This window comes from Kosakonia radicincitans DSM 16656, from assembly GCF_000280495.2.
Taxonomy (GTDB): Bacteria; Pseudomonadota; Gammaproteobacteria; order Enterobacterales; family Enterobacteriaceae; genus Kosakonia; species Kosakonia radicincitans.
This window is the reverse complement of sequence record NZ_CP018016.1, coordinates 5,418,769-5,440,465: the sequence shown is the minus strand read 5'-3', so window position 1 is coordinate 5,440,465 and position 21,697 is coordinate 5,418,769. Positions and strand designations below refer to the sequence as shown.

Annotated in this window: 20 protein-coding genes; 14 read left to right on the top strand and 6 right to left on the bottom strand. The window is 56.1% G+C overall.

Features of this window, described 5'->3' with window-relative positions:
- Positions 1-125 precede the first annotated feature (125 nt).
- Positions 126-368, top strand: coding sequence for an envelope stress response protein PspG (pspG, locus tag Y71_RS26140; RefSeq protein ID WP_007372432.1), 243 nt, complete (start codon positions 126-128; stop codon positions 366-368).
- Positions 369-557: 189 nt separating this feature from the next.
- On the opposite strand, the gene Y71_RS26135 is transcribed toward pspG, so the two are convergent.
- Complete coding sequence (locus Y71_RS26135) at positions 558-1,541, bottom strand: quinone oxidoreductase (RefSeq protein ID WP_007372433.1); 984 nt, start codon at positions 1,539-1,541, stop codon at positions 558-560.
- A 59-nt stretch (positions 1,542-1,600) separates the two neighbouring features.
- Here Y71_RS26135 and dnaB point away from each other — a divergent pair, with 59 nt between their 5' ends.
- The 6 genes from dnaB to Y71_RS26105 all read left to right on the top strand — a co-directional run bounded on the left by dnaB (position 1,601) and on the right by Y71_RS26105 (position 7,290).
- Positions 1,601-3,007 (top strand): replicative DNA helicase, encoded by a 1,407-nt coding sequence (gene dnaB, locus Y71_RS26130; RefSeq protein WP_007372434.1) that lies wholly within the window; start codon positions 1,601-1,603, stop codon positions 3,005-3,007.
- Positions 3,008-3,149: 142 nt separating this feature from the next.
- Entirely contained in the window at positions 3,150-4,229 is a 1,080-nt protein-coding gene (alr, locus tag Y71_RS26125) for an alanine racemase (RefSeq protein WP_007372436.1), read from the top strand.
- A gap of 105 nt (positions 4,230-4,334) precedes the next feature.
- Positions 4,335-5,528, top strand: a complete 1,194-nt coding sequence (gene tyrB / locus Y71_RS26120) for an aromatic amino acid transaminase (protein ID WP_007372437.1) — start codon at positions 4,335-4,337, stop codon at positions 5,526-5,528.
- Positions 5,529-5,722: 194 nt separating this feature from the next.
- Positions 5,723-6,433 (top strand): acid phosphatase AphA, encoded by a 711-nt coding sequence (gene aphA, locus Y71_RS26115; RefSeq protein WP_007372438.1) that lies wholly within the window; start codon positions 5,723-5,725, stop codon positions 6,431-6,433.
- Positions 6,434-6,502: 69 nt separating this feature from the next.
- On the top strand, positions 6,503-6,919 hold the full coding sequence (locus tag Y71_RS26110; RefSeq protein ID WP_007372439.1) for a secondary thiamine-phosphate synthase enzyme YjbQ: 417 nt from the start codon (positions 6,503-6,505) through the stop codon (positions 6,917-6,919).
- A 2-nt stretch (positions 6,920-6,921) separates the two neighbouring features.
- Positions 6,922-7,290 carry an MmcQ/YjbR family DNA-binding protein gene (locus tag Y71_RS26105; protein ID WP_007372440.1) on the top strand — a complete coding sequence of 123 codons (369 nt, stop codon included), beginning with the start codon at positions 6,922-6,924 and terminating at the stop codon, positions 7,288-7,290.
- A gap of 3 nt (positions 7,291-7,293) precedes the next feature.
- On the opposite strand, the gene uvrA is transcribed toward Y71_RS26105, so the two are convergent.
- A complete protein-coding gene (uvrA, locus tag Y71_RS26100) occupies positions 7,294-10,119 on the bottom strand; it encodes an excinuclease ABC subunit UvrA (protein WP_007372441.1) in 2,826 nt (941 codons plus the stop codon).
- A 264-nt stretch (positions 10,120-10,383) separates the two neighbouring features.
- Between uvrA and ssb1 the strand changes: the two genes are divergently transcribed.
- Positions 10,384-10,917 carry a single-stranded DNA-binding protein SSB1 gene (gene ssb1 / locus Y71_RS26095; RefSeq protein ID WP_007372442.1) on the top strand — a complete coding sequence of 178 codons (534 nt, stop codon included), beginning with the start codon at positions 10,384-10,386 and terminating at the stop codon, positions 10,915-10,917.
- A gap of 60 nt (positions 10,918-10,977) precedes the next feature.
- Here ssb1 and Y71_RS26090 read toward each other — a convergent pair whose 3' ends face one another.
- The 4 genes from Y71_RS26090 to Y71_RS26075 form a co-directional block, all read right to left on the bottom strand.
- A complete protein-coding gene (locus tag Y71_RS26090; RefSeq protein ID WP_035943476.1) occupies positions 10,978-11,514 on the bottom strand; it encodes a chorismate mutase in 537 nt (178 codons plus the stop codon).
- A gap of 156 nt (positions 11,515-11,670) precedes the next feature.
- Positions 11,671-12,444 (bottom strand): amino acid ABC transporter substrate-binding protein, encoded by a 774-nt coding sequence (locus Y71_RS26085; protein ID WP_007372444.1) that lies wholly within the window; start codon positions 12,442-12,444, stop codon positions 11,671-11,673.
- Positions 12,445-12,468: 24 nt separating this feature from the next.
- The gene (locus Y71_RS26080) at positions 12,469-13,236 is read right to left on the bottom strand and encodes an amino acid ABC transporter ATP-binding protein (RefSeq protein ID WP_007372445.1); all 768 of its coding nucleotides are present in this window, start codon (positions 13,234-13,236) and stop codon (positions 12,469-12,471) included.
- Positions 13,214-13,909, bottom strand: a complete 696-nt coding sequence (locus Y71_RS26075) for an amino acid ABC transporter permease (RefSeq protein WP_007372446.1) — start codon at positions 13,907-13,909, stop codon at positions 13,214-13,216. Before Y71_RS26075 ends, Y71_RS26080 begins: the two co-directional genes overlap by 23 nt.
- A gap of 376 nt (positions 13,910-14,285) precedes the next feature.
- Here Y71_RS26075 and Y71_RS26070 point away from each other — a divergent pair, with 376 nt between their 5' ends.
- The 6 genes from Y71_RS26070 to Y71_RS26045 all read left to right on the top strand — a co-directional run bounded on the left by Y71_RS26070 (position 14,286) and on the right by Y71_RS26045 (position 21,696).
- A complete protein-coding gene (locus Y71_RS26070; RefSeq protein ID WP_007372447.1) occupies positions 14,286-15,050 on the top strand; it encodes an IclR family transcriptional regulator in 765 nt (254 codons plus the stop codon).
- Positions 15,051-15,111: 61 nt separating this feature from the next.
- Positions 15,112-16,704 carry an OPT/YSL family transporter gene (locus Y71_RS26065; protein ID WP_035943477.1) on the top strand — a complete coding sequence of 531 codons (1,593 nt, stop codon included), beginning with the start codon at positions 15,112-15,114 and terminating at the stop codon, positions 16,702-16,704.
- 24 nt (positions 16,705-16,728) lie between these two features.
- Positions 16,729-17,667 carry a DUF1177 domain-containing protein gene (locus tag Y71_RS26060; RefSeq protein WP_007372449.1) on the top strand — a complete coding sequence of 313 codons (939 nt, stop codon included), beginning with the start codon at positions 16,729-16,731 and terminating at the stop codon, positions 17,665-17,667.
- A gap of 1 nt (position 17,668) precedes the next feature.
- Positions 17,669-18,349: an AroM family protein gene (locus tag Y71_RS26055; protein WP_007372450.1), complete on the top strand. Its 681-nt coding sequence runs from the start codon at positions 17,669-17,671 to the stop codon at positions 18,347-18,349.
- A gap of 12 nt (positions 18,350-18,361) precedes the next feature.
- A complete protein-coding gene (gene pepE / locus Y71_RS26050) occupies positions 18,362-19,054 on the top strand; it encodes a dipeptidase PepE (RefSeq protein WP_007372451.1) in 693 nt (230 codons plus the stop codon).
- A gap of 425 nt (positions 19,055-19,479) precedes the next feature.
- Positions 19,480-21,696 (top strand): type VI secretion system Vgr family protein, encoded by a 2,217-nt coding sequence (locus Y71_RS26045; protein WP_007372452.1) that lies wholly within the window; start codon positions 19,480-19,482, stop codon positions 21,694-21,696.
- Position 21,697 lies beyond the last annotated feature (1 nt).

The window sequence follows — 21,697 nt, the reverse complement described above, 5'->3', positions numbered from 1 at the left end:
TAAAAGATGGTCAAATTCACTAAGCCCTGCACTGCGTTGCAGGGTTTTTTATTTTAAAATCAAAAGGTTATTTTTGGCATGCTTCTTGTAATGTAAAAGGCATTACCGATTCTCTGGAGAAGATCATGCTGGAACTACTGTTTATTATTGGCTTTTTTGTCATGTTGCTGGTGACCGGCGTTTCACTGCTCGGCATTATCGCCGCGCTGCTGGTTGCCGCCGCAGTGATGTTTTTGGGCGGACTTTTTGCTTTGATGATCAAACTGTTGCCCTGGCTGCTGCTGGCCGTGGCGGTAGTCTGGGTGATTCGTACTATCAAAGAGCCGAAGGTTCCACGTTATCAACGCAATAACCGCTGGCGTTACTAAAGTATTGAGTGGTTCGTCACAACCCTGAGACATTTCCAGCAGCATTGCTTAGAACCGAATAGGATTTAGATATCAAATCTGTCACTATCGCGGCGTTAACGAATTCATCGCGCTGTACCCTACAATGCAGCCGAACTAAAAAAAGAAAGGGCTTCCTGCGGGAAGCCCTAATTCTTTCTGAGACTTATCTCACGGGATCAGCAGGCTTGAGCCTTGCGTGGCCCGGCTCTCCAGCGCTTCATGCGCCCGTTGCGCATCCTTCAGCGCGAACTTCTGGTTGTCGGCCACATCCACTTTAATTACCCCGCTGGCGATCAGCGAGAACAGCTCATTGCTGGCTTCCTGTAACTCTTCGCGGGTGGTGATATAGCCGTTCAGGGAAGGGCGGGTGGCATAAAGAGAGCCCTTCTGGTTGAGAATGCCCAGGTTCACGCCAGTAACTGGCCCGGAGGAGTTGCCAAAACTGACCATCAGCCCACGGCGATGCAGGCAGTCGAGGGAAATTTCCCAGGTATCTTTACCCACCGAGTCATACACCACGCTGACCTTTTTACCGTCGGTCAGCGCCTTAACGCGTTCAACCACATTCTCTTCGCTGTAGTTGATCACCTGCCAGGCGCCGGCCTGTAATGCACGCTGCGCTTTTTGCGCCGAACCTACGGTGCCGATAAGCTTCGCGCCCAGCGCTTTCGCCCACTGGCAGGCAATCAGCCCGACGCCGCCCGCCGCTGCGTGGAATAAAAAGATCTCATTGGGTTTGATGTCGTAGGTTTTGCGCAGCAGATAGAACACCGTCAGCCCCTTCAGGAACGAGGCGGCGGCTTGTTCAAAGGAGATGGCGTTTGGCAGGACGGCCACTTTGTCTGCCAGAACGTTATGCACCGAACTGTACGCGCCAAGCCCGGATTGCGCATATACCACGCGATCGCCGACCTTAATATGCGTGACGTTACTGCCGACTTTACTCACCACGCCAGCGGCTTCGGTTCCCAGCCCGCTTGGCAGCGCGGGAGGCGGGTATAAGCCGCTGCGAATGTAGGTGTCGATGTAGTTGATGCCAACGGCTTTATTTTCCACCTGCACCTCGTTTTCTGCCGGAGCGGCGGGGGTAAATTCCACCGCGCTGAGCACGTCGGGGCCGCCATGCTTGTGAAATTCTATTCGTGTCGCCATGCTTCCTCCTGATGTGATAATCTTTCGAACCATTCATAACCCGGATAGCTCCATTCACTATGGCAGGAAATAAACCCTTCAACAAACAGACTGAAACCCCTGACAGACAGGTCGAGGGAATGAAAGTGCCTCCACATTCCATCGAAGCGGAGCAGTCGGTGTTGGGCGGTTTAATGCTGGATAATGAGCGCTGGGACGACGTCGCCGAGCGCGTCGTGGCCGAAGACTTTTATACCCGTCCGCACCGTCATATTTTTACCGAGATGCATCGCTTGCAGGAGATGGGGAAACCTATCGACCTGATCACCCTGGCTGAATCGCTGGAACTGCAAGGGCAACTGGATATTGTCGGCGGCTTTGCCTATCTGGCTGAGTTATCAAAAAACACGCCAAGTGCGGCGAATATCAGCGCTTATGCCGATATCGTGCGTGAACGTGCCGTGGTTCGCGAGATGATCGCGGTAGCCAATGAAATCGCTAACGCCGGTTTCGATCCGCAGGGGCGCACCAGCGAAGATCTGCTCGATCTGGCGGAATCGCGGGTGTTTAAGATCGCCGAAAGCCGCGCCAATAAAGACGAAGGTCCGAAAAATATCGCCGATGTGCTTGAGGCAACTGTCTCGCGCATCGAACAGCTTTTCCAGCAGCCGCATGATGGTGTCACGGGCGTGAACACCGGCTATGAAGATCTCAATAAAAAGACGGCAGGTTTGCAGCCGTCAGATCTGATTATTGTTGCTGCCCGTCCGTCGATGGGTAAAACAACATTTGCCATGAATCTCGTCGAAAATGCGGCAATGTTGCAGGATAAACCGGTTCTTATCTTCAGTCTTGAGATGCCATCAGAACAGATTATGATGCGTTCTCTGGCGTCGCTGTCGCGCGTGGACCAGACGCGCATCCGTACCGGCCAGCTTGACGATGAAGACTGGGCGCGCATCTCCGGCACCATGGGGATCCTGCTGGAAAAACGCAATATCTACATTGATGACTCCTCCGGCCTGACGCCGACAGAAGTGCGTTCGCGCGCGCGGCGTATTGCCCGCGAGCACGGCGGGATTGGCCTGATTATGATCGACTACCTTCAGTTGATGCGTGTACCGTCGCTTTCCGACAACCGTACGCTGGAGATAGCCGAAATCTCCCGCTCGCTGAAAGCGCTGGCAAAAGAGTTGCAGGTGCCGGTGGTGGCGCTGTCGCAGCTTAACCGTTCCCTGGAGCAGCGCGCCGATAAACGCCCGGTCAACTCCGACCTGCGTGAATCCGGTTCTATCGAGCAGGACGCCGACTTAATCATGTTTATCTATCGTGACGAGGTTTATCACGAAAACAGCGATTTAAAAGGCATTGCAGAAATCATTATTGGTAAGCAGCGTAACGGGCCGATCGGTACGGTACGTCTGACCTTTAACGGGCAGTGGTCACGTTTTGATAATTATGCAGGGCCACAATACGACGATGAATAAATTTTCGTCATCCTTCGCGCCGCAGGTGCGTTGACGGCGCCCGCCCACCCCGGTCACTTAGTTTACTAAGCCCCGGGGATTCCCGGGTTTGTCGCCTTCCTGCAACACGAATGATGCAGAAAATTGTTTTTTGAGGAAAAACATGCAAGCGGCAACCGTAGTAGTTAACCGCCGCGCTCTGCGACACAATCTGCAACGTCTGCGCGAGCTGGCTCCTGCCAGCCGACTGGTTGCAGTCGTGAAAGCGAACGCCTATGGACACGGTCTCGTGGAGACCGCGCGAACGCTCCCCGATGCCGACGCTTTTGGCGTTGCCCGTCTCGAAGAAGCCCTGCAACTGCGCGCAGGGAGAATCACACAACCGATTCTGTTGCTGGAAGGTTTTTTCGCCGCCAGCGATCTGCCCGTACTGGCAGAGCACCAGCTTGAAACGGTGATCCATAGCCCCTGGCAACTGGATGAGCTGGAAACGGCCACGCTGCCCGCGCCGGTAACGGTGTGGATGAAACTGGATACCGGCATGCACCGTCTTGGCGTGCATCCTCATGAAGCTGAGGCGTTTTACGCGCGTCTTTCCGGCTGCAAAAATGTACGTCAACCAGTGAATTTTGCCAGCCACTTTGCCCGCGCCGATGAGCCGGAGTGCGGCGTAACAGAACGCCAGCTGGATATTTTCACCACTTTTACTGAAGGCAAACCGGGCCTGCGTTCGATAGCCGCTTCTGGCGGCACCTTGCTGTGGCCGCAGTCGCACTTTGACGCTGTGCGCCCCGGCATCATTCTCTATGGCGTTTCGCCGCTGGAGAACAGACCGTGGGGCGCGGATTTCGGCTTTCAGCCGGTGATGACGCTGACTTCCACGCTGATTGCCGTGCGCGACCACAAATCAGGAGACGCAGTCGGTTATGGCGGAACCTGGGAAAGCACTCGCGACACCCGCTTAGGCGTAGTGGCGATGGGATATGGCGACGGTTATCCGCGTGCTGCGCCTTCCGGAACGCCCGTGCTGGTCAACGGACGCGAAGTGCCGATCGTTGGCCGCGTGGCAATGGACATGATTTGTGTCGATCTCGGCCCGGATGCGCGTGAGCGCGTCGGTGATAGCGTGGTGCTGTGGGGTGAGGGTTTGCCCGTCGAGCGTATTGCCGCTATCACAAAAGTGAGTGCTTACGAACTTATTACGCGCCTGACCGCCAGGGCGTCGCTGCAGTACCTCGACTAAACGTTTTGCGCTTTCCTGCACGGGAAAGCGCTGCCCCTCTCGATCTTCCCCGGCTTCCGGTTTATTGTGTTGTTCTTGCCGACTGTAAACCTGGAGAATACACGCGTGTTTCAAAAAGTTGACGCCTATGCTGGCGACCCGATTCTCTCGCTCATGGAGCGTTTTAAAGAAGATGCGAGAAGCGACAAAGTTAACCTCAGCATCGGGTTGTATTACAACGAAGATGGCATCATTCCGCGCCTGCAGGCGGTGGCTGAAGCCGAAACGCGCCTGAATGCGCAACCGCACGGTGCATCGCTCTATCTGCCGATGGAAGGGCTGAACAGCTACCGTCACTCCATTGCGCCGCTGCTGTTTGGCGCCGACCACCCGGTGCTGGCGCAAAACCGCGTGGCAACTATCCAGACGCTGGGCGGCTCCGGCGCGCTGAAAGTCGGCGCGGATTTCCTGAAACGCTACTTCCCCAACTCCGGCGTCTGGGTCAGCGATCCAACCTGGGAAAACCACATCGCCATTTTTGAAGGCGCTGGATTCGAAGTAAGCACTTACCCCTGGTATGACGATGAAACCAACGGTGTACGTTTCCCGGCACTGCTGGAAAAACTGAATACCCTGCCGGAACAAAGCATCGTGTTACTGCATCCGTGCTGCCATAACCCGACCGGTGCGGATCTGACTAACGCCCAGTGGGACGAGGTGGTCGGCGTGCTGAAAGCGCGCAATTTGATTCCGTTCCTCGACATCGCTTACCAGGGCTTTGGCGCAGGTATGGAAGAAGACGCTTACGCTATTCGCGCGATTGCCAGCGCCGGGATGCCTGCGCTGGTCAGCAACTCGTTCTCCAAAATTTTCTCCCTGTATGGCGAGCGTGTCGGCGGCCTTTCCGTGGTCTGTGAAGACAGCGAAGCCGCAGGCCGAGTGCTGGGACAACTGAAGGCCACCGTCCGTCGCAACTACTCCAGCCCGCCAAGTTTTGGCGCGCAGCTGGTGGCGACCGTGCTCGGTGACGCGGCGTTACGGGCGCTCTGGCTGAAGGAAGTGGAAACGATGCGCACGCGCATTCAGGCAATGCGCCAGCAACTGGTGCAGGTGCTGCGCGAAGCCGTACCGGGCGGGAATTTCGACTACCTGCTTAAACAGCGCGGCATGTTCAGCTACACCGGCCTGAGCGCGGCGCAGGTCGATCGTCTGCGCGAGGAGTTTGGCGTTTACCTGATTGCCAGCGGTCGTATGTGTGTTGCGGGTCTGAACAGCCGCAACGTGCAACGCGTGGCGCAAGCATTCGCCGCAGTAATGTAAGCACTCGCTCACTTTTTAGTTTTCCCCGACCTTCTGCCAACGGGCGGAAGGTCATTATCCCCCCGTGTTCTCTCATTATCGGCGTAATTAGCAGAAAATCCTTTGTTTCATCTGCCGCTGGGGTTAAGGTCGGATAACATTTCGACCATTCGCACCATTTATGAATATAACGAACTGATAATTTAGGGATAAAGATGCGAACGATCACTCGTCTTTTCGGCGCCGCCTGTTTATGGCTGGCGTCCGGTAGCCTTGCGGTTTACGCCTCTGCGCCTTCTCCGGTTGCGGATGGCACCAACATCATCAAGCTGGCAGAACAGGCGCCTGTTCACTGGGTTTCCGTGGCGCAAATTGAAAGCTCGCTGGTGGAGCGTCCGCCAATGGCGGTCGGGTTTGATATCGACGATACGGTACTCTTCTCCAGCCCCGGTTTCTGGCGCGGTAAGAAAACCTGGTCTCCGGAGAGTGATGATTACCTGCACAACCCGGCGTTCTGGGAAAAAATGAATAACGGCTGGGATGCATTCAGCATTCCCAAAGAGGTGGCGCGTCAGTTAATTGCCATGCATGTGAAACGCGGCGACAGCATTTTTTTTATTACCGGCCGCAGCCAGACAAAAACGGAAACCGTGACGAAAACGTTGCAGGAGGATTTTCTGATCCCGGCAGCGAATATGAATCCGGTGATTTTTGCCGGCGACCAGCCAGGGCAGAACACCAAAATTCAGTGGCTGAAGGAGAAGCAGATCCGCATTTTCTACGGCGACTCGGACAGCGATATCGCCGCCGCGCGTGCGAGCGAAGCCCGGCCAATCCGCATTCTGCGCGCCGCGAATTCCACCTATAAGCCATTGCCGCAAGCAGGTGCTATGGGCGAAGAGGTGATTGTCGACTCGGAGTTTTAAGCGCCGGATTTGCCCTTTTGCCGATTTGCAGCACACTTAAAAACGGCCTCTTTGCAGAAGGAACAGTCGATGTGGTATCAACAGACGCTCACGCTTGGCGCGAAATCGCGCGGGTTTCACCTGGTCACTGATGAAGTGCTGGATCAAATTCGCGAACTTTCCCGTGTGCAGGTGGGTTTATTGCATCTGTTGCTGATGCACACGTCAGCTTCCCTTACCCTGAATGAAAATTGTGACTCCACGGTGCGCGACGATATGGAGCGCCACTTTTTAAATGCAGTGCCGGACAACGCACCGTATAAGCACGACTACGAGGGGCCGGATGATATGCCCTCGCATATCAAATCCTCAACACTGGGTGTTTCACTGCTGCTACCGGTCAGGAATGGGCGCGTGCAGTTAGGAACGTGGCAGGGGATCTGGCTGGGAGAGCATCGTATCCACGGCGGGTCGCGCACGATTATCGCGACACTACAAGGGGAATAAAGATGACAATTTCGGAGTTGCTGCAATATTGCATGTCCAGGCCTGGCGCGGAACAGAGTGTGCACAGCGACTGGAAAGCCACGCAAATCAAGGTCTCAGATGTGCTGTTTGCGATGGTGAAAGAGGTGGACGGTCGCCCGGCGGCGTCGCTGAAAACCAGCCCGGAACTGGCGGAGCTGCTGCGTCAGCAGCATGAAGATGTGCGCCCAAGCCGACATCTGAATAAAGCGCACTGGAGCACGGTATATCTCGACGGTTCGCTGCCGGATTCGCAGATTTACTATCTGGTGGATGCTTCGTATCAGCAGGCGATGGAGCTGGTACCGGAAAATATCCGGCACCAGCTTTATGAAGGATCAACCCGCTCGTAGCCGCTATTTCAGCATCGGTTTAAGGAATCGCGCCGTGTGCGAGGCTTCGCATTCGGCGACGGTTTCCGGCGTACCGGCAACGAGGATTTCACCGCCGCCGCTGCCGCCTTCCGGGCCGAGATCGACAATCCAGTCCGCCGTTTTAATCACGTCCAGGTTGTGCTCAATCACCACGATGGTATTACCCTGATCGCGCAACTGATGCAGCACGTCCAGCAACTGCTGGATATCGGCAAAGTGCAGGCCGGTCGTCGGTTCATCAAGAATATAGAGCGTTTGCCCGGTGCCGCGTTTCGACAGCTCACGCGCCAGCTTCACGCGCTGCGCCTCGCCGCCGGAGAGCGTGGTGGCCGACTGTCCCAGACGAATATAGGTCAGCCCGACATCCATCAGCGTTTGTAACTTGCGGGCCAGCGCCGGAACGGCATCAAAGAATTCACGGGCTTCTTCGATGGTCATATCCAGCACTTCGTGGATGGTTTTGCCCTTATATTTGATCTCCAGCGTTTCGCGGTTATAGCGTTTGCCTTTGCACTGATCGCACGGCACATAAATATCCGGCAGGAAGTGCATCTCCACCTTGATAACGCCGTCGCCCTGACAGGCTTCGCAGCGGCCGCCGCGCACGTTAAAGCTGAAGCGTCCTGGCGTGTAACCGCGCGAGCGTGATTCCGGCACCCCGGCGAACAGCTCGCGCACTGGCGTAAAGACGCCCGTGTACGTTGCCGGGTTGGAGCGCGGCGTACGGCCAATCGGGCTCTGGTCGATGTCGATCACCTTATCGAAATGTTCCAGCCCCTGAATATCGCGGTACGGCGCGGGTTCCGCGATAGTGGCGCCGTTGAGCTGGCGCTGGGCGATCGGGAACAGCGTATCGTTGATCAGCGTCGATTTCCCTGAACCGGAAACGCCGGTGATACAGGTGAACAGGCCCACCGGCAGCGTCAGGGTGACGTTTTTCAGGTTGTTGCCGCGTGCGCCGGTCAGCTTGAGCATTTTTTCCGGATCGGCGTTCACGCGCTGTTTCGGCAGCTCAATTTTACGCTTGCCGCTCATATACTGGCCGGTCAGTGATTCCGGCACCGCCATAATATCCTTGAGCGTCCCTTCCGCGACGACCTGCCCGCCGTGCACGCCCGCGCCAGGACCGATATCAATCACGTGGTCGGCCGCGCGGATGGCATCCTCGTCGTGTTCGACGACAATCACCGTGTTCCCCAGATTACGCAGGTGGATCAGCGTACCGAGCAGGCGCTCGTTGTCGCGCTGGTGCAGACCGATGGACGGCTCATCCAGCACGTACATAACGCCCACCAGACCGGCACCAATCTGGCTCGCCAGACGAATACGCTGCGCTTCGCCGCCGGAGAGGGTTTCCGCCGAGCGGGAAAGCGTCAGGTAGTTCAGGCCGACGTTAACGAGAAACTTCAGACGGTCGCCAATCTCTTTCAGCACTTTTTCGGCAATTTTCGCCCGCTGACCGGAAAGCTTCAGGTTATTGAAGAAGTCCATCGCATGGCCAATGCTCATGTCGGAGATGGTCGGCAACGGCGTATTTTCAACGAACACATGACGCGCTTCGCGGCGCAGACGCGTCCCTTCACAGGAGGCGCAGGGGCGGTTGCTGATGAATTTCGCCAGCTCTTCGCGTACCGCGCTGGATTCCGTCTCTTTGTAGCGGCGCTCCATATTATGCAGCACGCCTTCGAACGGATGACGACGCACGGAGGTGTCGCCGCGATCGTTCATATATTTGAATTCAATTGACTCTTTACCGGAACCGAACAGCACCACTTTTCGCACGCTGTCGCTCAGGCTTTCCCACGGCGCTTCCACATCGAATTTGTAGTGATCCGCCAGCGATTTCAGCATCTGGAAATAATAGAAGTTACGGCGATCCCAGCCGCGGATTGCGCCGCCAGCCAGCGACAGTTCCGGGTTCTGGATCACGCGGTCCGGGTCAAAATATTGCTGTACGCCGAGGCCGTCGCAGGTCGGGCATGCGCCCGCCGGGTTATTAAACGAGAACAGGCGTGGTTCCAGTTCGCGCATGCTGTAGCCGCAAATCGGGCAGGCAAAGTTGGCGGAGAACAGGAGCTCTTCCGCGTTGGTATCGTCCATGTCGGCGACCACTGCGGTGCCGCCGGAGAGTTCCAGCGCGGTTTCAAACGATTCCGCCAGGCGCTGCGCCAGATCGCTGCGTACTTTAAAGCGGTCAATCACCACTTCAATGGTGTGTTTCTTTTGCAGTTCCAGCTTCGGTGGATCGGAAAGATCGCATACTTCGCCGTCGATACGCGCGCGGATATAGCCCTGGCTTGCCAGATTCTCCAGCGTTTTGGTGTGCTCGCCTTTACGCTCTTTAATCACCGGTGCCAGCAGCATCAGGCGCTTGCCTTCCGGCTGCGACAGCACGTTATCCACCATCTGGCTGACGGTTTGCGCCGCCAGCGGTACATCGTGATCCGGACAGCGCGGCTCGCCAACGCGGGCGTAAAGCAGACGCAAATAGTCGTGGATCTCGGTAATTGTCCCGACGGTGGAACGCGGGTTGTGCGAGGTTGATTTCTGCTCAATCGAGATCGCCGGCGACAGACCTTCAATATGGTCAACGTCCGGTTTTTCCATCAGCGATAAAAACTGACGGGCATAGGCGGAAAGCGATTCAACGTAGCGGCGCTGTCCTTCGGCGTAAAGCGTGTCGAAAGCCAGTGAGGACTTACCAGAACCCGACAGCCCGGTGACGACAATCAGTTTGTCGCGCGGGATGACGAGGTTGATGTTTTTGAGATTATGGGTGCGGGCGCCCCGTACTTCTATCTTATCCAATCCATTCACCTTTTACCCGGAGGAACACGTTTTGCCCGGTGTGTTTGAAGGACAACCGGCGATCACAAACGGCTAATTATGACACAATTTAACCTGTTTGAATATACAGTATTGGAATGCAAATCATGATTCGATGTGCAACAATGCGCCGTGAGTGCGATATCTCCGGAACATGCTTCGCAGCTATCAAATTGCTACATGGAAATGGTACACTTGCGCGTTTACACTACTAAGAAACGTATTAACGTATCAGGAGACTCGAACATGGCCAGCAGAGGCGTAAACAAGGTGATTCTCGTCGGTAATCTGGGCCAGGACCCGGAAGTACGCTATATGCCGAGTGGTGGCGCAGTTGCCAACATTACGCTGGCTACTTCCGAATCCTGGCGTGACAAGCAGACCGGCGAAATGAAAGAGCAGACAGAATGGCACCGCGTTGTGCTGTTCGGCAAGCTGGCGGAAGTGGCCGGTGAGTATCTGCGTAAAGGCTCTCAGGTTTATATCGAAGGCCAGCTGCGTACCCGCAAATGGACCGATCAGTCCGGTCAGGAAAAATACACCACGGAAGTGGTGGTGAACGTGGGCGGCACCATGCAGATGCTGGGCGGCCGTCAGGGCGGCGGCGCACCGGCAGGCGGGGCAGGCGGTGGCCAGCAGCAGGGCGGTTGGGGTCAGCCTCAGCAGCCGCAGGGCGGCAACCAGTTCAGCGGCGGCGCGCAGTCTCGTCCGCAGCAGTCTTCCGCTCCGGCACCGTCTAACGAACCGCCGATGGATTTCGACGACGATATCCCGTTCTGAGTTCGCTTTTCAAAGCAAGTTAATCAGAACGAAAAGCCCTGCTTCGGCAGGGCTTTTTACTTAATCTTTCAACGAAATCCTTTTCATTGTTTCCCAGATCCTCTGCTTATCCTGCTCGTGTAAATTCTTCTGCTGCAATACGTGCATAAATGCCTTCCGGTCCTGTTCCGTCAGGGGTTGCCCGGACTTTAATCGTGCTGCCACACTTTGCAGAATACGGGCGCTAAGTTGGCCGATTTGCGTCCGGACGTCCTGAAGCGGGCGAGGCTGCCAGTCAGTTTCCGGCGCGGCCAGCCAGTCGGCGCGATAGCGGTACTGAATCGCCTTGGCGGCGTCCATCTGCGCCTGAATAAATGGCCTTACGCTCTCGCCTTTTAATCCCAGCGAATCAGCATCAGCAAGGGTACTCTCCAGCACCTTCTCCTCTTGCTGTAGATCTTCAATCGCCTGGTGATGCTGTGCTTTATAACCGGCAACATCTTTCATCCAGGACAAACGTTCATTGATCAAATTGCCAATCGAAGGCGCTGAAGCGGCTGTAGCAGAGAACGTTGCGGCAGCGAGAAGCAACACGGCTGTATAGAGCTTGTACGGCATCATAAATCTCCGACATCGATAAACAGGAAGCCTCTGGCGGCGTTGAAGAAACGTTTCGCAGAAAGCGTAACTGGCGCATTTTACAGCCATGTGATGATAAAAAAACCGTAAACCCGAGCCGGGCTTACGGTTCTCTTTTACAGCAGGGGTAAAAAATTACTTCGACACGTCCGCACCGAAGTATTTCTGGGAAATACGTTCGTAGGTGCCGTCGGCCTTGATCTCTTCCAGCGCTTTATCAATCGCCGCTTTCAACTGCGGGTTGTTTTTGCGCAGCAGCACGCCGGATTTCTCTGCATTCTCTTCTGTGGCGATGATTTTCACCGGCGCAGACGGTTTATGTTTTTTGAAGTCGAGGAACGACAGGTTGTCGTTGATGGTGGCATCGGCACGGCCCTGCACCACCAGATCGATAGACTGGTTAAAGCCGTCGGTCGGGACAATTTCCGCACCGTATTTACGCGCGATCTGGGCGTAGTTACTGGTCAGTGAATGGGCTGATTTTTTGCCTTTCAGATCGGCAAAACTTTTAATGCTGCTATTTTTGTCATTGACGATCAGTACCGCTTTAGACGCAATGTACGGCTCGGAGAAGTCGAATTTCTTCTCGCGTTCCGGCGTAATACCCACCTGGTTGATCACCACGTCATAACGGTTCGCGTCGATACCGGCGATCAGGCCGTCCCATTTACCTTCAACGAACTGCGGGTTCACTTTCAGGCGTTTGGCGATTTCACGGCCAATTTCTACGTCAAAACCTTCCAGCGTGCCGGAAGCATTGTGGAAAGTGAACGGCGGATAGGTGCCTTCAGTCCCGATTTTCAGTACACCAGCGGACTGAATCTTTGCCAAATCATCCTGCGCCAGCGCTGCGTGGGCAAAACCAAGCTGCATAATCCCGGCTACGACTAATGTTGCGAGTGCTTTCATCTGCATTACCCTATGTTGTTTTAATTAACTCGCCCCGAGTTCCGGGAGCGCTGTGCTTAAAGAGGCGATAAACTCCGCGGTACGGGGTTTCTTCGCATGTAAAAACAAATCGTTAGCGGAGCCGGACTCGACAATTTCCCCGGCTTCCAGAAACACCACCTGGCTGGCGATATTCGCCGCCAGACGCAAATCATGGGTCGCCATGATCATCGTGGTGCCTTCCAGCGCCAGCTGGCGCAGTACGGACACCACTTCGCCGGAGAGCTCAGGATCGAGTGCGGAAGTGGGTTCATCGCACAGCAGAACCGCCGGTGACGGCGCCAGCGCACGGGCAATCGCCACGCGTTGTTGCTGGCCGCCAGAGAGCGTATTCGGCAGGGCATCGCGTTTGTGCAGCATGCCGACTTTATCCAGCAGCTCTTCACCACGGCGGCGAGCGCGTTCGCGATCCCATTTATGCACCGTAACCAGCCCTTCGGTGATGTTGTCGAGGGCGGTCATGTGCGGAAACAGTGCGAAGTTCTGGAACACCATGCCGGTCTGACGGCTGATGCGACGAATATCCTGGCCTTTGATCCGCGCACCTGGCGCGAATGTGATGCGCTCTTTGCCGATGGTCAGCTCCCCGGACTGAGGAATTTCCAGCAAATTAATGCAACGCAATAAGGTGCTTTTCCCGCTGCCTGAAGGACCAATCAGCGTGGTTACCGTGCCTTCTTCAATCGTTAAATTGATGTCCTTCAGCACCCGGTTGCCGTCGAAACTTTTTTCAATGCTGGAGAGCGTTATCATTGACCTGGCCTTTTACTGTCGTACCCGCTAATTTCCGCTCCAGCTTCTCTTGCAAATGCGATAACACAGAACTGAAGAACAGATAAATAATCGCCGCTTCGCTGTACAGAATCAGCGGTTCATAGGTCACCGCTGCAATTTGCTGCGCGGCAAGAAACATCTCCGGTACGGTGATCACCGACGCCAGCGAAGTATCTTTTACCAGAGAAATAAAGGTGTTAGAGAGCGGCGGCACGGCGATGCGCGCAGCCTGCGGCAGAATAATACGACGCAGAGACTGCGCCCAGGTCATGCTGATGGAGTGGGCGGCTTCCCATTGCCCTTTCGGCACAGCCAGCAGCGTTGCTCTGATCACTTCGGAGGTATACGCGCCAATATTGACGGTAAAGCCAATCACCGCCGCAGGGAAGGCATCAATGGTGATCCCGGCGCTCGGCAACGCGTAGAAAATCAAAAATAGCTGCACCAGCAACGGCGTACCGCGAATCAGCCAGACGTAAAACCGCACCACCGGCTTTAAAAAAGCCGGGCCGTACAGGCGCAAAAGCGCAACCACAAAACCGAGCGACAGCCCAAGAATAAAGGAGATCAGCGTTAAGGGAATGGTGAATTTTAGCCCTGCGGAAAGCATCGGCCAGAAAGAATCAATCGCTAAGGGTAACCATGTTGGCACTGCACACCTTCCGGACGGAACATTTTGCCAGAAATTGCTGGCGGAATATTTTATTAGCCCGGCTTAATTATTTGAGGGCTGGATTAGTGCGAATTATATTCTTTGCGCCGTGTGCGAAAACAAATATATACGAATAACGTTATACGAAAAAAAGCTAAGCCATTCTTTTTTGATACAAGCCCGCCGTCATCACCTGCCGCTTTATTGCACTATTTGCGTGATATGTCGCCATTCATGCACCTTTTTTGATCGTTACTTTAGTGCGTGAATTCTGATCGATTTTATGCGTTTTCTGTAAATTCAGTTTGTTACACGCTGGCACCCTTCTTGCAGTTCCATTTAGTGAAACTTCAGTCCCATTTTATGAGACCGCACTATGTCCATTTTAGAAACCACGGCCAGCATTCTGAAATTGATGGTGGATCTGCAAAGCGGTATCCGCGTCAGTGATGTGATTACCCACCTCGGCATGCCCAAAAGTACCGCTTCGCGCGTGATGAGCCAGCTTGAGTTCTGGGGCTATCTGGAAAAAGACGAAAACCAGGGCACCTTTCTGCCTGGTCCGTTGATTATGTCGGCTTCGCATCTCGTCAGCCGCCAGATCACCCTGAGCGATCACGTTGATGCGGCGCTGCGCAACCTGTGCGAACGCACGGGATACACTGGCTATATCTCGATGCTCGATAACCAGGAAATCCTTGTGCTGCGGGTGATCCACGGCCGTCAGGCGCTGCCGGTTGTTACCTGGCCGGGTTCGCGCTCGCCGGCATGGGGAACTTCGACCGGCCGCGCGCTGCTGGCGCGTCTTTCCGATACACAACTCCATGATTTTTTTGCCAGCCCGCTGGTGGTATCGCAGCTTAGCGGTACACAGCAAGACGTCAGCATGCTGGTTGCTGCCGTGGCCCGTACCCGCGATGCCGGTTACGCAACGGCCGTTAATGAATCGGTTGCCGACACGGCTTCCGTTAGTTGCGCAGTAGGCGACCCGGCCACTCACGAAGCCGTGGCGTTCTGCCTCTCCTTCCCTCAACACCTTGCTACCCCTGAAGAGTTGCAACGGATCGCGACATTACTGAAAGAAGCCGCCCTCACCATCGCCGGAAAAACCGGTGACACGCTGGTGACCAGCTCGCTTTGATTTTTCCTTTTTTGCCAATACCAGGAGAATAACCGTGAGTCAGACTGTCTCATCCGAAACGCTGCCGGAACAGAGCGAGAGCCATCCACGCGCTTTTGCCCCGGCCACATTACTGTTGCTGCTGGTGCTCAGCATCTTCGGCGCAGTTATTGGCGTGCAACTGCTAACCACGCTGGGGGTAACGCCGAATACAGCGATCATCGGCGCGATGGCGGCGATGATCATCGCCCGCATTCCACTCCAGTGCTTCGCCCGTTTCCGCTCCATCCATATTCAAAACCTGGCGCAAAGCGCGACGTCGGCGGCCACCTTTGGCGCGGCGAACTCGCTGCTGCTGCCCATTTCTATTCCGTGGCTGTTTGGTCATAACGAAATGGTGATGCCGATGTTTATCGGCGTGGCGCTGGCGATGTTGCTGGATGGCTGGCTGCTCTATCGCCTGTTTAATACGCGCATCTTCCCGGCCGAAGGCGCCTGGCCGCCGGGAATTGCGGCGGCAGAGTCGATTAAAGCGGGCGATCAGGGCGGCAAACAGGCGGCGCTGCTCGGCACCGGCATGGTGATCGGCGCTGTCGGCTCGTGGTTCAAATTCCCGATGGCGGCGCTGGGTACGGCGTTTATCGGCAATATCTGGGCGCTGAGCATGCTCGGCGTTGGTTTCCTGCTGCGCGGTTATTCCGGGCCGCTATTCGGCATTGATATCAACAAACTCTACATCCCGCACGGCGTGATGGCGGGGGCGGGCGTGGTGGCGTTGTTCCAGATTATCCGCCTGATCCGCCAGAGCAACAGCCAGAAAGCAGCGCCGCATACCGCCGACGACGCGCTGCCGCAGGCGCAAAATGCGCAGATTGGCAAAACCATCCGCTTAGGCGCGCTCGGCTTTATGGCGATTTCAGTACTGATTGCGCTCGGCAGTGGTCTGTATGCCCATCTCTCCCTGCCGTGGCTGGTGGCGTTTATGGTCTACGCCGCTTTCGCTGCCTTTCTGCATGAAATGATCGTGGGCCTTGCCGCCATGCACTCCGGCTGGTTCCCGGCCTTTGCCGTGGCGCTGATCACTTTGCTTATCGGTATTTTGATTGGCTTCCCGCCACAAGCGCTGGCGATGCTGTGTGGTTTCTCTGCCGCCACCGGCCCGGCGTTTGCCGATATGGGCTACGACCTTAAGGCCGGATGGATCCTGCGCGGTAAAGGCGAACACACCCGCTTTGAGCTGGAGGGCCGCCGTCAGCAACTGCTGGCCGCCATGCTGGCCTTTGTCGTCGCCATGCCGGTGGTGCTGTTTATTTTCCGCGACTACTTCTCGCAGGGGCTGGTGCCGCCGGTGGCAAAAGTGTATGTCGCCGCCATTAACGCCGGGGTGTCGTTTGATATCGCCAAATCGCTGCTCATTTGGGCCATTCCTGGCGCCATCATCCAGTTGATCGGCGGCCCCGGCCGTCAGATGGGCGTGCTGCTGGCTACAGGGTTGCTGATCAATAACCCGCTGGCAGGTTGGGCGGTAATGATCGGTATTGTCATCCGCGCGGTGGTGCTACGCATTGGCGGCGAGCCGATGCGTAACAAAATCGAGGTGCTGGCGGCGGGTTTGATCGCCGGAGACGCCCTGTTCAGCTTCTTTAATTCCGTCCTGCCGGGCGGCAAAAAGTAATCACGCAATTCCAGAGAAAATATAATGAGCTTACAACAAACGTTACAGGTCTTTGAGTTACTCGACAGCGCGTATGCCAGCGGCGATAAGGTGAAAACTCTGCTGGCGGGTTACAGCAACATCGAGGTGAGCGTGAAAGCGGTCAGTGGCCCGAAAGGCAGCACCGACTTCGTTAAAATCGTTATTCCAGGTACGGAAGGAAAACGTCGCGGCGGCAGCGCGCCGACGCTGGGGATTGTCGGACGTCTGGGCGGTATTGGTGCGCGTCCGGGGCGAATTGGGCTGGTCTCCGACGCCGACGGTGCCGTGGCGGCGATTGCCAGCGCGCTCAAACTGGCGGAGATGCAGCGCCAGGGCGATAGCCTGCCAGGCGATGTGATTGTCACCACCCATATCTGCCCGGATGCGCCAACACGCCCACACGAACCGGTTGATTTTATGGATTCGCCGGTCGAAACCGAAGACATGAACGAGCAGGAAGTCTCCGACGAAATGGATGCGGTGCTGTCGATTGATACCACCAAAGGCAACCGCATCATCAACCATAAAGGCTTTGCCATTTCGCCGACGGTCAAAGCGGGTTACATCCTGCGCGTGGCGGAAGATCTGCTGCGCGTCATGGAAATGACCACCGGGCAACTGCCGGTCACTTTCCCTATCACCACCCAGGACATCACGCCGTACGGTAATGGGGTTTACCACCTGAACAGCATTCTGCAACCGTCGATTGCTACCGCCGCGCCCGTGGTTGGCGTGGCGATTACGGCGGTAAGCACCGTGCCGGGCTGCGGCACCGGGGCGAGCCACGAAACGGATATCGCGCTGGCCTGTAAATTTGCCGTAGAAGTGGCGAAAGAGTTCACCCGCGGCACCTGCCAGTTCTTTGATAAAGCAGAATACCAGCGCCTGCTCGATCTGTACGGTTCGCTGGCGCATCTGCAAAAACGTCAGCCGGGAGAGTGAAATGGCGATCCGTAAAATCGGTACGCTGACCATCGGCCAGGCACCGCGCAGCGACATCACCCCAATCCTCGATGCGGCGTTACCCGCGCAGGTAAGTTACCTGCACGCCGGAGTGCTGGATGGGCTGGATGATGCCGCCATCGCGGCGCGTTTTGCGCCAAAACCTGGTGATGCATTGCTGACTTCGCGCCTGCTGGACGGGCGAGCGGTAGTGATGGGCAAACCAGCGGTCGGCGAAGCGCTGCAACAGAAGATCGACTGGCTGGAAGCGCAGGGCTGCGAGATCATCGCTATTCTTTGTACCGGCGAGTTTCACGGTTTGAGCAGTAAAAAAGCGTGGTTGATCGAGCCGGATCGGATCCTGCCGCCGACGCTGAATGCACTGGTCGGAACGCGTCGCGCCGGGATCCTGGTGCCGCTGGAAGCGCAGATCGCCAGCGAGCTGGAGAAGTGGCGCGGTGCTGCGCAAATGCCGGTGTTTGCCGTTGCCTCGCCCTATACCGCCAGCGAAGACGAGATTGCCGCCGCCGCCCGCTCGCTGCAAGCGCAGGGGGCGGAAGTGATTCTGACCGACTGCATGGGCTACACCGCCTGGCATCAGGCGATCTGCGCCCGCCACGTCCCGCTGCCCGTTGTATTATCGAATAAGCTGTTAGCCGATCTGCTACGCAATTTGCTGTAAAAGGAGAGGGTTATGGATTTGCTGTTACTGAGCAATTCGGTGCTGCCCGGCACCGAATATCTGGAATATGCGCTGCCGCTGCTGAAAGCGCAGCTTGGCGGGCGTCGCAAGGTGGTGTTTATTCCCTTCGCGGGCGTGACGCAAAGCTTTGATGCCTATACGGATAAAGTCCGTCTGGCGCTGGCGGAGCTGGATCTGTCGATCACCGGCATTCACACCGTGGACGACGCGCCTGCGGCGATTGCCGCCGCAGAGATTGTGATGGTTGGCGGCGGCAACACGTTTAACCTGCTGAAAAATTGCCGCGAGCGCGGGTTGATCGAACCGATCCGCCAGGCCGTGAACAACGGTGCGCTGTATGTTGGCTGGAGCGCCGGGGCGAATCTGGCCTGTCCGACGATCCGCACCACCAACGACATGCCGATTATCGATCCGGGCGGTCTGGATGCGCTCAATCTGCTGCCGTTGCAGATCAACCCGCACTTTACCAACGCGCTACCCGCCGGGCATCAGGGCGAAACGCGCGAGCAGCGCATTCGCGAACTGCTGGTGGTGGCGCCGGAACTGGAAGTGATCGGTTTACCGGAAGGAAGCTGGATCGCGGTACAGGACGGCCACGCGCAGCTCGGCGGCGACAAACCGGCCCTGTTGTTTAAAGCCAGCCAACCGGCTATTACGCTGGCCGCCGGTCACCACTTTTTCTGAAATCGACAATGGCCCGCTGGTGGGCCATCTCTTTATTTTCCGGCATATAATTAAACTTTCCTAAAATAACCTACGTAATTATTTAATTGTTAGTGTTGAGAATAATATTGCCATCTCAAAATATATGATACGCGATTAATATGTTGGCTGAATCGCATAACCCAATAACCCTAAATAAATTGCGTAAATAAACCCTGGTCTTAATTTTCAACGTGTTATCATAAATTGATGAAAATGGGATGATTCTTAACTACCAATTGGTGCAAGTTTCAACTATATCCAGTTAATATCGCCCGTAATAAATCATTATCGGTTAGCAGGGAATAATACCCGCACCGCAAAACTCTATTTAATAATTGCCTGCGCTGAAGGCGTGGAAACACCTCTTCGCCCGGAATATTCGCCTCTGCAATAAAGGAACATGTATGGTTAACCGGATAACCGTTCTGTCATCCTCCGGAAGTGATTCGCTCTTATTCTGGACGTTTAAAGGGGAAGAACAGCTCTCCACGCCCTTTCGCTTTCAGGTCGATCTGCTGAGCAAAGATTTCACCCTCGATCGGCAAAAACTGCTGGGCCAGGAGATGACGGTGATGATCCCAACGCAGTTGGGAACGACGCGCTATCTGAGCGGTAAAGTCACGGCGATCTCTGCGCGCTCGGAAGAGCTGGATGGCACGCGCTATGCGGTGTATCAGGCGACCCTTGAGCCGGATTTCTGGCCGATGATGCGCGATCGCAATTTCCGTATTTTCCAGCAGCAGCGCGTACCGGACATCGTCAGCACTCTGTTTTCCGAATACCAGGTAAAAATTGAAAACAAACTGACGCGCAGCTATCGCCAGTGGGATTACTGCGTGCAGTACGCCGAGAGCAGCTTTCATTTTATCAGCCGTTTGCTGGAGCTTGAGGGCATCAGCTACCTGTTCCGCCACGGCAAAGAGGGACACACGCTGGTACTGATGGATGATTACGCGCAAGCAGAGGCGTTTCCCGGCTATGAAGTGATCCCGTGGCATGCGCAGAGTGGCGGCGGTGCGGTGAATGAAGAGGGCGTTAGCCAGTTACTGGCGCGGCATATCGTTACGCCTGGCCTCTACAGCACCGACGATTACGACTTCCGCAAGCCCCATGCCTGGATGTTGCAAACCCTGCAAAACCCCGTTTCGCCAACGCCCGGAAAAATCGATGTCTATGACTGGCCAGGCCGCTTTGTCGAGCATGGCGACGGCGAATCTTATGCACGTATTCGCCAGCAATCCTGGCAGGCGGAACAGCAGCAAATGCAGGGCAGCGCGACGGCGACCGGTATTGCGCCGGGGCATACCTTTACGCTTATCCGATCCCCTAACGATGCCGACAACGCGCAGTGGCTGGTGGTAGGTGCTCGCTATGATTTTGCCGAAAATCAGTATGCTTCCGGCGATGTTGGCGAGACGCAGCAGCGCATCGACTTTACTGTCATTCCGGCCTCTACGCCGTTCCGCCCGGCCGCCGTCACCGACTGGCCGCGCACCTACGGGCCGCAAACGGCAAGAGTCGTGGGGCCTGCGGGTGAGTCGATCTGGACGGACAAATATGGCCGCGTCAAAGTGAAATTCCACTGGGATCGGCAAAGCCAGGGCGACGAGAACAGTTCCTGCTGGGTACGCGTTTCCAGCGCCTGGGCCGGGCAGGGTTACGGCGGGGTGCAGATCCCGCGCGTTGGTGATGAAGTGGTGGTCGATTTTATTAACGGCGAGCCGGACAGACCCATCATCATTGGCCGCGTCTACAACGAAGCCAGCATGCCGCCGTGGGCGCTGCCAGCGGCGGCCACGCAGATGGGTTTTATGAGCCGTTCCAAAGATGGATCGCCGGATAATGCCAACGCCCTGCGCTTTGAGGATAAACCGGGCGCTGAGCAGCTCTGGCTGCATGCCGAACGCAATATGGATACGGAAGTCGAAAACGACGAAACCCATGACGTTGGCAGCAACCGCACCAAAACCGTCGGCAAAGACGAAACCAGCCACATCAAGCAGAACCGGACGCGCACCGTCGATGGCAATGAAACCATCACCGTGGGCCAGGATCGCAGCAAAACCATCAACGGTAATGAAACCACCACGGTGCAGCAAAACCGTACCGAGAGCGTAAAGGGGAACGAAACCCTGAGTGTGGAACAAAACCGCGATGAAACCATTACCGGCAACCACACCACCACGGTGAAAAGCAACAATACCGGCACTGTTGAAGGTAATCAGACGCTGACGGTGATCCAGGATCGCACCCGCAGCGTGCAGGGCAATGAGACGGTTAGCGTCCAGCAAAACCGCACTGTGCAGGTGACCGGCAACCAGACGCTGGAAGTGACCGGTAACCGCACTGTCACCGTCAGCAGCAATGAGACGCGCACGGTGACGCAAAAACAGGACGTCAGCATCGGTGCCGGACGCACGTTGAGCATTACCGGCGGCGATACCCGGTTCACCCAGGGCAGTGTGGCTGACAGCGCGACGGACACCTTCCGCATCAACGTAGGTGAGAGCGGCATTCTGATTGGCAACGGCAACGTGGAGATCACCGCTGGCGGATCGACCATCACCATTAATGCCGCCGGGGTGATGGTCAATGGCAAGAAAATTGAGCTGAACGCCTGAT